At 38.0% G+C, this 14639-nt stretch carries 15 protein-coding genes; 5 read left to right on the top strand and 10 right to left on the bottom strand.

Features of this window, described 5'->3' with window-relative positions; all coding sequences use genetic code 11:
* Positions 1 to 68 precede the first annotated feature (68 nt).
* A complete protein-coding gene (hppD, locus tag LQ227_RS03175; protein ID WP_230143542.1) occupies positions 69 to 1199 on the bottom strand; it encodes a 4-hydroxyphenylpyruvate dioxygenase in 1131 nt (376 codons plus the stop codon).
* A 108-nt stretch (positions 1200 to 1307) separates the two neighbouring features.
* A complete protein-coding gene (locus LQ227_RS03170; protein ID WP_230143544.1) occupies positions 1308 to 2474 on the bottom strand; it encodes a homogentisate 1,2-dioxygenase in 1167 nt (388 codons plus the stop codon).
* 281 nt (positions 2475 to 2755) lie between these two features.
* On the opposite strand from LQ227_RS03170, the gene LQ227_RS03165 reads away from it, so the two are divergent.
* From LQ227_RS03165 to LQ227_RS03150, 4 genes are all read left to right on the top strand, one after another.
* Positions 2756 to 3211, top strand: coding sequence for a hypothetical protein (locus tag LQ227_RS03165; protein WP_215125817.1), 456 nt, complete (start codon positions 2756 to 2758; stop codon positions 3209 to 3211).
* Positions 3212 to 3278: 67 nt separating this feature from the next.
* On the top strand, positions 3279 to 4274 hold the full coding sequence (locus tag LQ227_RS03160; protein WP_230148212.1) for a fumarylacetoacetate hydrolase family protein: 996 nt from the start codon (positions 3279 to 3281) through the stop codon (positions 4272 to 4274).
* A 260-nt stretch (positions 4275 to 4534) separates the two neighbouring features.
* Positions 4535 to 5422, top strand: a complete 888-nt coding sequence (locus tag LQ227_RS03155) for a flavin reductase family protein (RefSeq protein ID WP_230148211.1) — start codon at positions 4535 to 4537, stop codon at positions 5420 to 5422.
* A gap of 24 nt (positions 5423 to 5446) precedes the next feature.
* A complete protein-coding gene (locus LQ227_RS03150; protein WP_230148210.1) occupies positions 5447 to 6052 on the top strand; it encodes a YdeI family protein in 606 nt (201 codons plus the stop codon).
* Between the two features lies 1 nt (position 6053).
* Here the strand turns inward: LQ227_RS03150 and LQ227_RS03145 are convergent, their stop codons facing one another.
* From LQ227_RS03145 to LQ227_RS03120, 6 genes are all read right to left on the bottom strand, one after another.
* Positions 6054 to 6599 carry a C40 family peptidase gene (locus LQ227_RS03145; RefSeq protein WP_230143553.1) on the bottom strand — a complete coding sequence of 182 codons (546 nt, stop codon included), beginning with the start codon at positions 6597 to 6599 and terminating at the stop codon, positions 6054 to 6056.
* Positions 6600 to 6715: 116 nt separating this feature from the next.
* A complete protein-coding gene (locus LQ227_RS03140) occupies positions 6716 to 7090 on the bottom strand; it encodes a DUF4870 domain-containing protein (protein WP_230143555.1) in 375 nt (124 codons plus the stop codon).
* A 51-nt stretch (positions 7091 to 7141) separates the two neighbouring features.
* Positions 7142 to 7843: an SDR family oxidoreductase gene (locus tag LQ227_RS03135; protein ID WP_215125811.1), complete on the bottom strand. Its 702-nt coding sequence runs from the start codon at positions 7841 to 7843 to the stop codon at positions 7142 to 7144.
* 358 nt (positions 7844 to 8201) lie between these two features.
* A complete protein-coding gene (locus LQ227_RS03130) occupies positions 8202 to 9983 on the bottom strand; it encodes an aromatic amino acid hydroxylase (protein WP_230148208.1) in 1782 nt (593 codons plus the stop codon).
* A gap of 348 nt (positions 9984 to 10331) precedes the next feature.
* Positions 10332 to 10841: a GtrA family protein gene (locus tag LQ227_RS03125; protein WP_230143558.1), complete on the bottom strand. Its 510-nt coding sequence runs from the start codon at positions 10839 to 10841 to the stop codon at positions 10332 to 10334.
* Positions 10842 to 10989: 148 nt separating this feature from the next.
* Positions 10990 to 11676 (bottom strand): CAP domain-containing protein, encoded by a 687-nt coding sequence (locus LQ227_RS03120; RefSeq protein WP_230143560.1) that lies wholly within the window; start codon positions 11674 to 11676, stop codon positions 10990 to 10992.
* A 135-nt stretch (positions 11677 to 11811) separates the two neighbouring features.
* On the opposite strand from LQ227_RS03120, the gene LQ227_RS03115 reads away from it, so the two are divergent.
* Positions 11812 to 13014: an SH3 domain-containing C40 family peptidase gene (locus LQ227_RS03115; RefSeq protein WP_230148206.1), complete on the top strand. Its 1203-nt coding sequence runs from the start codon at positions 11812 to 11814 to the stop codon at positions 13012 to 13014.
* Positions 13015 to 13301: 287 nt separating this feature from the next.
* Here LQ227_RS03115 and LQ227_RS03110 read toward each other — a convergent pair whose 3' ends face one another.
* Positions 13302 to 14066 carry an SDR family oxidoreductase gene (locus LQ227_RS03110; RefSeq protein ID WP_230148203.1) on the bottom strand — a complete coding sequence of 255 codons (765 nt, stop codon included), beginning with the start codon at positions 14064 to 14066 and terminating at the stop codon, positions 13302 to 13304.
* An 86-nt stretch (positions 14067 to 14152) separates the two neighbouring features.
* Complete coding sequence (locus LQ227_RS03105) at positions 14153 to 14560, bottom strand: AraC family transcriptional regulator (RefSeq protein WP_230143568.1); 408 nt, start codon at positions 14558 to 14560, stop codon at positions 14153 to 14155.
* Positions 14561 to 14639: the final 79 nt, after the last annotated feature.

Raw genomic sequence — 14639 nt, 5'->3', positions numbered from 1 at the left:
CCTAAAAATGAGTAAATAAAAAAGGGCAACCAGATAACTGATTGCCCTAAGTTTAGTTAGTGATAATATTATAAGTTGCCTCTTAATTCCTGCTCACGCTCTAACGATTCGAATAATGCTTTAAAGTTACCCGCTCCAAAACTCTGTGCACCTTTACGCTGAATAATCTCAAAGAAAAGGGTAGGGCGGTCTTCAACCGGTTTAGTGAAAATCTGCAACAAATATCCTTCTTCATCACAATCAACCAAAATGCCCAGGCTTTCCAATAAAGATATTTCTTCATCAATTTTACCTACACGTTGCGGCATCATATCGTAATAGGCCTCTGGTGGTGCACTTAAAAATTCAACGCCACGTGCTTTCAGTTCTTTAACTGTTTTAACAATATCTTTAGTGGCCACAGCAATGTGCTGAACGCCTTCGCCCTCATAATATTCCAGGTATTCTTCAATCTGCGATTTCTTTTTCCCCTCAGCAGGTTCGTTAATCGGGAATTTCGAATAGCCATTTCCATTGCTCATTACCTTACTCATCAAAGCCGAGTATTCAGTATTGATCTGCTTATCATCAAAAGATAAGATATTTACGAAGCCCATTACATCTTCGTACCATTGTACGGCTTCATTCATGCGGTTCCAACCTACATTACCCACACAATGATCGATATATAAAAGACCAGCATCGGCAGGTTGGTAATCGCTTTCCCACACACGGTAACCCGGCATAAAGGTTCCATTATAATTTTTACGTTCAATAAACATATGTACAGTTTCGCCATAAGTATAAATACCGCTCATCCGAACTTCACCATTTTCATCAGTTAAAGTTTGAGGAGCCAAATAGGGTTTCGCACCACGTTTTGTGGTTTCTTCAAAGGCGCTATAGGCATCGTCTACCCAAAGGGCTAATACTTTTACCCCATCGCCATGTTTTTTTACATGCTCTGCTATTGGATGATCTGATTTTAATGCTGTTGTTAAGATCAATCTGATTTTACCCTGTTGCAATACATATGATGAACGATCGCGTACACCAGTTTCAGGTCCGGCATAAGCCAGGCTTTGAAATCCAAATGCAGTTTTGTAGTAATGAGCCGCTTGTTTAGCATTGCCTACATAAAATTCGATATAATCTGTTCCGTTAATAGGCAGAAAATCTGGTGCTTTTGATATTTTTTCTGCAAATGTTTGTGTTTCCATTGTTGTTATTTTTAAATAGCTAACCGCTTAATTGTTAAAATCGGTTAACTGTGCATGTTACTTTAAGAGTTTAAATCCTATAATCCTGAAATCTTAATCATCCTGGCTTTACTCTACGTTAATCTGCCAACTTTTATGATAATTTTCGTCCTCGATATCCAGGGCATCCTGTGTAAGCATTAAAGGTTTAAAAGGATCGATCATTACAGCAAGCTCATCTGTTTTTTCTTTTCCGATCGATTTTTCTACGGTACCGGGGTGTGGCCCATGTGGAATACCTCCAGGGTGTAAGGTAATCTGCCCTTTAACCACACTTTTGCGGCTCATAAAATCACCATCCACATAATAAAGTACTTCGTCGCTATCTACATTGCTATGGTTGTAAGGCGCAGGGATAGAATCAGGATGATAATCGTATTTACGGGGAACAAAAGAGCAAACCACAAAATTGTGTCCTTCGAAAGTTTGGTGAACCGGAGGTGGTTGGTGCAAACGGCCTGTTATCGGCTCAAAATCATGAATAGAAAAAGCATATGGGTAATGATAACCGTCCCAGCCTACATAATCAAAAGGATGTGTACCGTAGGTATATGGATAAATTAACCCTTGTTTTTTAATCAGTACTTTAAAATCGCCGTATTCATCAAAGGTTTGCAGGTTTTCGGGTAATCTTAAATCACGCTCACAGTAAGGTGCGTGTTCCATTAGCTGTCCAAACTGATTTAAATATCTTTTTGGCGGTCTTAACGGACTAAAACTTTCCACAATGAACAGCCTGTTTTGTTCATTATCAAACTCCATCTGATAAATGGTTCCTCTCGGGATGATCAGATAATCGCCATAAGCAAACTTAATTTCTCCGAATCCTGTTTTCAGCTTTCCAGAACCTTCATGTATGAAGATCATCTCGTCTGCCTGGCTGTTTTTGTAGAAGTAATCGGTCATCGATTTTCTCGGCGCTGCCAAAACAATGTGTAGATCGCTATTTACCAGAACGGCTTTTCTGCTTTTTAGAAAATCATCTTCTGGTTTAATATTGAAACCGATTAAACTCGTGTGTTTCAGGTGTTTTTCGCGCGCAATTTTTGGCTCAACACTGTATGCTTCGCCCAAATGTTTAACAATAGTTGGCGGGTGGCAATGATAAACCAATGAATATAAACTCGAAAAACCTTCGGTTGATACCAATTCTTCGGCATAAAGATTTCCATCAGGTTTACGAAAAACCGTGTGACGTTTAGCTGGAATCTGCCCCAATTTATGATAAATAGGCATAATAAAATGTTGTTATGGTTAGAAAAGAAAAAATCCTAATGAATTAACAATCGAAACGGTAATGCGTTTCAATTAAAAAAGAAGGTGGAGTAAATATTACAGAGAATATTGAGCCATGATCAGCTTGGATAGCATCTTATAGCGACGGACCGCAATAGCGTCGTTTACTAGATTAATATGTAATGCTTTTAAGATCATGGTTTTAATGGCACCAAGGTAAGTATTTTATTTAAAAGTTGAAATTTTAATTACCTTTAATTACTTACTATATGATCATCCCGATGAAATTTATTTTTACATGCTTATTTTTTTTAGCCTTGAGCTATGCCACTTTTGCGCAACAGAATGCCAAGTACACTATTAGGGTTATAGACCGAAGCGGAAAAGCCACTAGGGGTTCCTTTTACGCGGCAGCCGATGATGGTTTAACAATTATCAGAAACCGGAAGGATACTATAAAATTAAGTGCCGACAGTATCAGCGCATTATATATTCACCGTAAAGGGATAGCTGCACCGTTGGCCATTGCCGGAGGCTTAACATTTTTTGTATTGGCCGCAAAAAGCGATAAATTGGTCGAGTCGGTAGTGCTTATTGCTGCGGGTGTACCTGTTGGCGTATCGGGTGGAATGTTAATTGGTGGTTTACTCTCCAACAAAAAACATTATAAAGCACTTCAGGCAAAAGATTTTCCTTTAATTAAATCAAACCTTCAGAAATATACGGTGTTAAAATAATAACGCTTAAGTTTTATTTTGAATGGCCTAATTTCTTAGCTTTACCGCGTATTTAACCAAATCATATATGAAACTAGTATCTTATAAAACCGAAGACAGGGAGCATCTTGGTATATTTATCAACGGACATATTTATAACTTAAATAGTTGCGATAAATTGCTTCCAGATAATATGAGTACGTTTTTGCAAGGTGGTGAAGTGTTAATGGAAAGAGCAAAAAGGATAGACGATCAAATAAAAGATGGTAGTTTAGCCGCTAAGGAAGAAATTTTTTACGAGATTTTAGCCCCTGTTCCGCATCCTACCAGTTGTCGCGATGGATACGCTTTCAGACAGCATGTTGCTGCAGCACGTAGAAACAGAAAGGTTGATATGATCCCTCAATTCGATGAGTATCCAATCTTTTATTTCACCAATCACAACGCTATTCAGGGTACTGGCGAAATTGAATGTATGCCAGATCATTTTGATAAACTGGATTTCGAATTAGAGATTGCGATAGTTATTGGTAAAAAAGGTAGAAATATTAAAGCTGCTGAGGCTGATGAATACATTGCCGGTTACATGGTAATGAACGATATGAGTGCACGTACTTTGCAGATGGAAGAGATGTTGTTGAATTTGGGACCTGCGAAAGGAAAAGATTTTTCTACCGTGATTGGCCCATGGTTGGTAACGCCTGATGAATTATTGCAATATAAAGTTGCGCCTAAAGAAGGACATGTTGGTAATGCTTACGACCTTAAAATGACCTGCCGGGTAAATGGAATCGAAGTTTCGAAAGGAAATGCTGCCGATATGGACTGGACTTTTGCTGAAATTATAGAACGTTGTGCTTATGGTGTAGATATTCTTCCAGGCGATGTAATTGGTTCAGGAACAGTAGGTACGGGTTGTTTCTTGGAATTAAACGGGACTGGTTTGCTTAACGATCCAAATTATAAAGTACAGTGGTTACAGCCAGGTGATATTGTGGAAATGGAAATAACAGGGCTTGGTGCTTTAACCAATACGATTACTAAAGCAGATACCGATTTTTCGATTTTGGCATTGAAGAAATAAAAAGGTTCTTTAAAGTTTTTGTTTAATCATCCACGCTTGAATAATGTGTTTCTAATTCTGAATTCATTTCATGGTTTTTTTTCTATTAGATGTTATCAACGATAAAATCTAATAAAGAAAGTCGTCATCTCGACTGAAGCGCAGCGTAATGGAGAGATCTATGATAGATTTCCCGACTACGTTTCACTCCGCTCGAAATGACGACCCTTTTTAAGTTTTAATCTCCATTTAATCCTTTCAAATAGTAAACTTAACTACCTGTGCTAACTTTAAATACCTCCGATTTAACTCCCGTAGAGCTGCAAAATTATTTGCAATATGCTATCGCTCCGCGACCGATCTGCTTTGCCTCAACTATTGATGCAGAAGGGAATATTAATTTAAGCCCCTTCAGTTTCTTTAATATGTTTAGTACAAATCCGCCGATCTGTATTTTTTCCCCCTCGAGGAGGGTGCGTGATAATACCACCAAACATAGCTTAGAAAATGTATTGCAGGTTAAAGAATGTGTCATCAATATTGTAAACTACGATATGGTGCAGCAAATGAGTTTGGCTAGTACCGAATACGCTAAGGGCGTAAACGAGTTCGAGAAAGCGGGATTTACCATGTTGAAATCTGATCTGGTCAGGCCACCAAGAGTAGCAGAAGCTCCGGTACAGTTTGAATGTGCTGTAAATGAGGTGATTTCATTAGGTAATCATCATGGTGCAGGAAACCTCGTGCTGGCTGAAATAAAAGTGATTCATATTAACGAAGCTATTTTAGATGAAAATGGTAGGATTGATCAACATAAAATCGATCTTGTAGCGCGTTTAGGTGGCGATTGGTACTGTAGGGTAACGAACGACAATTTATTTAAAGTAGCTAAACCCCTCACTAAATTGGGCATAGGTGTAGACCGTTTACCACATTCGGTCCGTTTTTCTAAAGTATTAACAGGAAATGACCTGGGCATGCTGGGAAACGTTGAACATTTGCCAAGCGACGAAGAAATTGACCTTGTCAGTACTCATGCAGAAGTAAAAGAAGTGCTCGATGCTACTATAGGAGATATAACCAACCGCGAAAGAGAGCTGCACGAACTGGCAAAAAAGTTTCTTCACAACGGAGCGGTAGAACTTGCTTTAAAGGTAGTTTTACTTTAAATTTATTAAGGTAATTTTTAAGCTATGCATACAATTGTTCAGGTAGATCAGTACATTATTAATTCGGCAGAATTCGCGATTCCGATTTTAGATCATTTAAGAAATCTGGTTCATAAAGCCGATGCTCGGATTGAAGAGAAAATGAAGTGGAGCATGCCATTCTTTGATTTTAAAGGTACGGTTTGTCATATGGCATCTTTTAAACACCATTGTGCATTTGGTTTTTGGAAGGGATCGTTAATGCAAGATGAGTACGGCATTTTTAAAGAACGTTCTGAAGCGATGGGTTTGTTAGGGAAAATAACATCTTTGGAAGATTTACCTTCAGATGAGATCCTGATTGCCTACATACAAGAGGCAATTAAACTAAATGAGGATGATGTAAAATTGCCTTCAAAACCAAAATCGACAGTACAAAAGGAACTGATTATTCCCGAATATTTGATTGAAGCATTAAAAGATGATCCTAAGGCCTTAGCTGTATTTCAGAATTTTAGTTTATCCAATAAAAAGGAGTATGTGATGTGGCTTGAGGAAGCAAAAACAGAGGCAACTAAACAAAAACGATTGGATACCACACTGGAATGGCTCGCAGAAGGTAAAACAAGAATGTGGAAATATAAAAAGTAAGTTATATAATACTTACAATTTTCATGAAACGGGCCTTATAATGGCCATCAAAATCTGTAATGGTTACCTGATGTACTTTACCCGAAGAGGCATGGATAAACTTGATCCCGTTTTCATCAATTGAATAAACAATCCCAACATGACCGATTCTTCTTATTCTTGAATTACTGCCTGTAAAAATCAATACATCGCCTACTTTTGCGTTTTCCAAGCTTGTTTCTTTACCCGCATAGCTAAACTCGCGTGAAGAACGTGGAACCTTAAAACCAAAATTACTGAAAACATAACTTACAAAGCCAGAGCAATCGAAACCAACCTTAGGGTTACTTGTAGCATAACGATAGGGGATACCTAACATGCTTTTGGCAAAGTCGATTAAACTTTCAGATTGTTTAGCTGACGAATTGTTTGATGATTTATCCTCTTTAGGGAGGCTGGCAACGAGCTTTTTAACTAACTCCTGGTACTGTGCTGGTATGATGGTTTGGGCTTTTCCTGCCGTGGCAGACAAAATGAAAAACGCAATCGGGACTATTATTTTCTTCATATGTAGGAACCAAAGATATAAAAAATATCCAAAGTCGATTAAAATGTTGAAAATGAGTGCAAATAAAAAAGTCCAAACAACTTGTCTGGACTTCTGATTAAAATATTTGTTTTCGATTAAATACTTGGGAACATGGTTTGTGCTCTTTCACCAATTAATGGAATAGGTTTTTTTTCTCCCTGTATTGCAGCAATTAATCCGATAATCCACAATACGAATAATCCAATCTGAACAATCCGGAGTATATAAACAGCATCTAAAAAGCCGGTTGCAAAAATTACAGGGATTAAAAATAAGCTTAAAGCCCAGCTCAAAACGGTCGATGCCAGATGGAAAAGAAGCGTTTGTTTCAAATGATATCTACTCAATTCTGTTTGATTATCTTTATACATGGCGAAATAGGCAATTAACCATCCAATAAACCAAAAGTAGCTTACTATTGCGGCATTTTTTCCATTGTCGGTTGTTTTAAAAGGTGAGTTTGTTTCCATAGGTTTTTTAGTTTTTCGATTTAGCACGTAAATTACTAAATAATATGGATATTATGGTGTGGTAACCGCAACAGGTAAAATCTTTCCATTAAAGAATTTGTGTCCGGTTTTAGCAAAGTCTGTAACATATTTCCCCATTTCGAAGGCCATAACCGGGCTTTGGTAACCAGGGAAAGCAGCCTCAAGCATTTCCGTTTGTGCCGATCCTAGCGCAAGACAATTGATCTTGATTCCTGTTTCAGCCAATTCGAACGCCAAACATTCAGTTAAGGTGTGCAGCGCTGCTTTACTCGCTGAGTAAGCCGAGAGCCCTGGGAATTTAACACTCCCTTGAAAACCACCCATACTACCGATGTTTACAATGTGGCTTCCACTTTGCATTAAAGGCAAAATATGCTGAATCATCCTGAAGTGTGAGATTACATTGCTCTGTAACATTTCACCCAGATCAATTTCTGTGGTTTCTAAAAAAGGTTTATTAATTAAGGCCCCTGCATTGTTAATTAAGATGTCAACAGACCCTAATCGTTCCTTTAAAAATGGAACCAATGCGGCATAATCATCATTTACAATGTCGAATTCTACTGGTAAAAGTGTACAGTCGGGATTAATGCCTTTAGCAATTTCTAAGAGTTTACGCAGTTTATCTGCCGATCGGGCAATGGCTACAATTTTGTTCTCTTTCTGTAAGCTAAACTCTAAAGCCGTTTCGAAACCGATTCCACTACTTGCACCTGTAATTATAATGTTCATTAAAAAAAGTTAAAAATTGTTGTAAAGTTAAAAGATTGAATGTTCCGAACCTGATGAAATCAAAGTTAGGAAAAAAAGAGTAAGTCAACTAGAACCATGTTTGCAAGGATTAGAGCATAGCGATTACATCACTTGATTTACGCATTATGTTGCAAATGTGGTTGTCAGTCGTCCTCGTTATAATAAGGATGATTGGAATTAATAATTAATTTAAGGTATTTGAACGATAAATTCGTCATGCTGACCTGAAGCGAAGCGGAAAGCTACGAAGTAAATTTATTTCAGCATCTATTTTGCATTAAGACCCTGATCCCGATACATCGGGACAGGGTGACGACTGACTTATTAAAGAGATAAATCAATCCTCCACAATCAACTGGCTTACCGGGTTTTTAATTACATGTAAGCCATCGCTGATCAATTTCGTATGATCAAGCTCCCTGCCAGCTTTTATTTCCAGATAAACCTGGATTTCCTTTTCCAACAGATGATAAATCTTTTTGTGGTAGATAATCTCCAGGATTTCCAATGCACAAAGCCAATCCTGCCTATGGTTCGATTTTAGTTGCGTGAAAATTTCGGCAAGCTTATCCAAACCTTCGCCACTTTCCCTAATCTCTCTAACCGCTTGGTATAAACCGTGCAGTTTTAAAGTCTTATCATCATAAGTAATCTGATGCGTTTTCTCGTTACTAATTAATGTAATCTCTTCGTAAGCATCTTTATCGGCAGCTCCATTAAAAACAGAAACAATGGTTTCGCCTATAGCCATATCATAAATGCCCCATTCGGGTTTAAACAAGATATTCCTATTGCGCTCTGTAACTGTACAGTCTTTAAAGGCAATTAAAAGGAGCTTGTTGCTTTCGGTAATAATGTCCTTAACTACACCAATTACTTTAATGCCGCTTTCAAATAAAAGTTCAGTTTTTTCACCTGTAATTATCCCTACAGCCTGTAATTCAGCTGTGGTATAATCTTCCAGTGCTTTTGCAGCATCTTTTAACCGACCAACCGGAGATGAAAAACCATCAGCGTGGTAATCTTTCCCATGGCCGCTCAATTGTTTTCCCTTAAATGCCAATGCAGAAGGACCGGCTGTTTTAATAAAGGTTACCTCATCTTTTGTACCCACACCAATATCGGTAAATACACCGCTTACCTGTAAACCCGAACTATAAGCCGCTGTGGCTACATTTTTACAGGCAATTGCTTTCATAATACTTTCTGTGCCACCTCTTCTAAAGGCCATGGTATTGGCAAAGGTTTCCAAAACATCAATAAGATTTTGGAATGTTTCGGTTACAAAAAGCTGCGGCTGTGGCTTGGTAATATCGTAAGCGTAATTAATCGTATCGATATTATACCAAAGTTTCTCCACATCATTTTGCATACAGGTTGCACTTTCACCAATAGAAGAAAGCAAACCAGCGCCATAAATTTTTGGGTTTTCTAAAGTACCAATCAGTCCATACTCAACCGTCCACCAGTGCAAGCGACCGAGTAAAGCCATTTCAGAAGGTTCGCCCATGTTTTCGCTGATGTACCGCAGCTCTTTTTCTGCCTTGGCAATCTGAAACTCATCTGCATCTATGGCTTCCTTCAAAATCGATAGTTTCCTAATGGCCTCGTAAAGTTCAAAATCTTTAGCCGAAAACATGGCTTTTGCACCAATTGAGCCAAAATAACTTAAATAATTATTGTAATCCGTATCGGCAATAATAGGTGCGTGGCCAGCGCTTTCGTGTATAATATCTGGGGCCGGTGTATATTCAATGTGATTAATTTGGCGGATATCGGCTGCAATTACCAGTACACGGTAGGCCTGATATTCCATAAAAGCAGCTGGCGGAATAAAGCCATCAACAGTTACAGCGCCCCAGCCAATCTTGCCCAGATTGTCGTTCATCGTTTGCAGGTCGGGAATGTGTTCGATACTTAAACCCGCTCGTTGTAAGCCTTTTATGTAAGGGTAGTAAGCAACATTTTTAAGATAACTATAATTCTGACGCATTACGTAACGCCACACCGCTTGATCGATCGGTGTGTATTTTTCGTAATTCTGGGCAACAATAAATTGCTTTAAATGATTGGGCAATTTTGCTACCTGCGCATTATTAAAATCATTAAAATGGCTCATGGTTAATCTGAAAATAAGTTGGTCGGCAGCTAAGTTAGGATGTTGTTTTTATCTTATCAAGAAAGTGCTTGGATAAATTAACAGGCGAAAGTAATAAAGGTTTCGAGTGGTTAAAATGGTGGATTAATCATTAGGAAAGGTAAGTCACCATTTCATCGGTGAGGTGCTGTCGGGCTGTGCGCTATATCTTTTGCTGCCATTCGACTCCGCTCAGGCTGACAGCAAAAGGATACCGCTTCCATCCCGTTTAGGTACTTAGGCCTGTACTGATGAACTTAGTTTTTTTGTCATCTGCCATAATTAATTCTGTGCCTTCCGTGTTTCCGTGGCAAAAACACTTAAATTGAATTAAGGATTTTTCTTCCCTTTACCCCCGATTTTTTTAACGCTAAACGTAAAGTAGTGCTGATAGAGGTAACTGAAAAGTGCCATTAAAACCGATACCAGTATTCTCGAGAGCATCGCTAAAGTTGGATAATCTCTTAAAAGTTCCAACAAAAACTTCAATAAAACATAATTGGCCAGTATGTTAATGAATTGAAGGTTTAAAAACCTAAAAAGCTGAACCCTCCCCTTTAATTCGCTATGCGTAAATATTACATACTTATTAAGCAAAAAACTGGTTGGAATAGCAACGGCATAATCGACCAATAGCGATGCGGTTTCTCTCTGAAGTACTATTACCCCAAAATCTACTTCTTCGGTTTTGAAGATGAAAAAGTAAGCAAAATAATAACTTAAGATCCCTAAAAGCAAAGTGCCGCCACCAGTGGCCAGATACCTAAAATTGTGTAAGGAAATAAATTTTTTAAAAGGAGGGTGAAAAAAATCTATTACGGCTAAAATTGCTGTACGCATTGACGATAAAATATTAAAAGTTTCTAGGCCGAAATATTAACAATCGGTTTTTCTCATATAAGTTTAAGGCGCAAAGGTAATTTTTTATATAGAATTTTGCAGAAACAAAAAATATGGAGAATTAATTGCTGTGGAGAAATCATACATTTTACTCATTATTAGCATAAGCAGGTTGTGCAACAAAATCAATAACTGCACACCAGGTATAAGAGGGATGGGGCTGTATGCTTACGCCAACGGTATTGAGCCTGTATTTTTGATCGAGTAAATTAAAACGATGGCCGAGGGAAGGTACACCGCAATCTAACAACAAGTGGCAAACAATATCTAAACTGTTAGAGTAGCCAAAATCGATATTTTCGCTCATGGCCTTGTTGGGGAAGTATCGGGATAATCGTTTAGAAAATTTATCTCCGTTACTGCTTTCATGTGTATCTAGATTATTCCTGTTTAAATCCTGCGCGTGGCTCCTGCTTAATGACGTTAATTTATCATCAGGGTAAAATAGCTGCAGGTTTTTTACACCGCGCAAATGTTTAAGCAAAGAAGTGTAGTAAGAATTATTTCTGGTAATCCTGAGTTCATTGTAATTTCTGTACTTCCGCACTTTAGCATTGTAATTATTGATGTAGTCTTCTAAAAATGTATAATAAAACTTTTCGCCATCTAGGCGGATCAGGTTCATATACATCACAATATTTTTTTCTTCGTTAGTTAAATAAGAAGCATTTGCTGCGGTATTGGCTTTGCGGAATTCGGCATCAGTCCATTTTTGAGCATTAACCTGGCTGGAAAAAAATAAGAGCAAAAGAGCAGGTAGAAGTATTTTAAACATAGGATGATTTTCATGGATAACGTCTTTTAATTTTTTTTATTTCTCGTTTTTTAAAATAATATCGCGTAAGCAATTAGTTACAGCCTTTACCTGACAAGGCAATGTGAATATGCGTATTTTTAGTTTTAGAAAACGATGATGAAAGGAATATTAATATTAGGCTGTTTATTGAATTTTGCGGTTTCCTTAAAGGCGCAGGTTGATACGACAGCATTTAGAACAGTTTCGAATCAGATAAAGCAAGAATTTGCCCCAGATAAACGGTCTGTTTATTTTAATATTCAGTTTAAAGGAGATACTGTTTTTGCAGAAAGTACCTCGGCGCAAGTGCTCGAGGCACTAAATAACCAAAGTAAAGATTTTAAGGGTTTCGTTCAAATAAATACACTCCTTCCTTCAAACAATTTAGCTGGGATGGAATACGGATTAGCCAATCTTTCAGTCTGTAACAATAGAGCAGCCCCTCAAAATGCAGCAGAAATGATGACGCAGATGATTTTGGGCACACCTGTACAAGTATTAAAGAAACAAGGCGGTTATTATTTGGTACGCACACCTGATGGTTACCTGTCATGGACTGATGCTACCGCTGTAAGTCTAATGGATAAGAGGGCTTTTGAGGAATGGAAAAAATCAAAACGGATTATTTTTACTTCCGACTTTGGTCATGCTTTTAGCAAAGCAGATATGAACTCCTCACGTGTTTCCGATTTAGTAAATGGCAATATTTTAGTATTAACTGGCGAAGAAAAAGCTTATTATCAAGTTGTTTTTCCCGATAAACGGACGGGCTACATTAAAAAAGCTGATGCCAAATTGTTTTCGGATTGGCTGAAAAAAACCAATCCAAATGCGGAAGCTATTTTGACAACTGCAAAAACATTAATTGGCGTGCCCTATCTTTGGGGTGGCACCTCTATCAAAGGGGTAGATTGTAGTGGTTTTACGAAAACAAGCTATTTCCTGAATGGAATCATTATTCCGAGAGATGCCTCGCAACAAGCTTTGGTTGGAGAAGATATACCTGTTTTGGAAGGAGATTCGATTAGCCTCACTAAGTGTCTTAAAAATTTAAAAGCTGGCGATTTATTGTTTTTTGCCGCGGCAAAATTGAAAGGGACATCTGGAGGAAGAATAACACATACTGCTATTTATATTGGCGATGGAGAGTTTATTCAATCGGCTGGGATGGTTAGGATTAATAGTTTAAAACCTGATGCAGTTAACTTTGATGAGCGTGAAAGTAAAACCCTGGTTAGTGCTAAACGTTTTCTAAACCAGATCGGCACCGCCGAAATTACGAGAGTTGATCGGCATGACTGGTATGGAGCTTTTTAATGTTATGTTGAGGGTTAATCTATTTTTAAATATCAATGATACGGGATTTTAAGGAAATGATAGGTCTTGAAGGCTCGTCATTTCGACCGTAGTGGAGAACCCGAAGGCTCTGCGAAGCAAAATTTTTAAATTTTATTTCAATAATTTGGTTCAAAGATCTCTCCATTCCGTTGCACTCCAGTCGAGATGACGACCTTTCTATAGGAATCTATCAAAGGCACGAAGCTTCCTAAGTTTTTAATTTTCCTTAGTGTTCTTTGTGCCTTGGTGGTTAACTAATTTGAGCCTTACAAAAACATACCACCTGACGCTTCAATGCGCTGCGCATTAATCCATCTCGCATCTTCCGTACATAAAAAGGCCACCACGCCACCAATATCATCTGGCAAGCCTACACGGCCTAAGGCAGTATTCGAGGCAATTCCTGCATTTATCTGCTCGTTATCGCGCACTACACCACCTCCAAAATCAGTTTCAATGGCGCCTGGAGCAACAACGTTAACTCTGATTCCTCTTACACCTAGTTCTTTGGCCTCATACCTTGTTAGGGTTTCCACAGCACCTTTCATCGATGCATAAGCTGCGTAGCCAGGGGTAGCAAAACGTGCCAAACCAGTAGAAAGATTAATAATCCCACTGCCATCATTTAATAACGTTAAAGCCTTTTGGGTTAAAAAGAAAGTCCCTTTAAAATGGATGTTTACCAAAGTATCAAATTGTTCTTCGGTAGTTTCGGCAAAAGATGAATGAATGCCGATTCCTGCATTATTGATTAGAAAATCGAATTTTTCAGCATTAAAAACAGATTTCAGTACAGCTTTAACTGATACGAAAAAAGCATCGAAAGTTTTGGTGTCGGCTACATTTAACTGTATTGCGGCAGCTTGTACCCCTAGCTGTTTTATTTCATTAACAGTAGCTTCTGCTTCTTCTTTTTTAGATTGATAGGTAACAATTACACCAAGTCCTTTTGCCGCAATTTTTAAAGCAGCATTTTTTCCTAATCCGCGGCTACCACCGGTTATCAGGGCGATTTTATTTTGTGTTTCCATTTTCTTTTAATTTATTAAACAAAGTTAGATGGAAACCCGCTGTAAAAATGGTGACAGCTTAAGTAAAAATGGTGACTGTTTAAGTTTTATATGGTGACAATTTCCTTATTTGTGGCCAAAGACTGGAAATAAGCTTCTCTGTACTGTTTGGGTGTTTGGCCAGAGAAGTGTTTAAAAAACTTGGTAAAGTTAGATGGATCGTAAGTTAGTGTTCTTGCAATTTCGGCAATAGGCATACTTATATTCTGTAACATTGATTTTGAAATTTCCATTAAACGCTCTTCAAAGAAATAACAGGGGGAGTGGCCTGTAGCCGATTTAATGGTGTTGCTTAAGTGTGTAGGGTGAACATGAATAAGCTCGGCAAAATCCCTTACTTCAAACATCTCAGTTACCCTGCCTGATACCACATCATCTAAATGTTTATCCAGCTCTTTCAAAAAATCGGCCGCGATTTCATGTTGACGGGCAAAAAACTTCTGTGGGATTTTCATATCAAAGCGATTGCTGTTTAAACAAATATAATATCCGGAAAAATGAATATGAAATCTGAAAGTTATTTGTGACCAAAGG

Origin of the sequence: Pedobacter sp. Bi27, assembly GCF_918698255.1 — a bacterium.
GTDB lineage: Bacteria > Bacteroidota > Bacteroidia > Sphingobacteriales > Sphingobacteriaceae > Pedobacter.
This window is presented reverse-complemented; position numbering and strand designations above follow the sequence as displayed.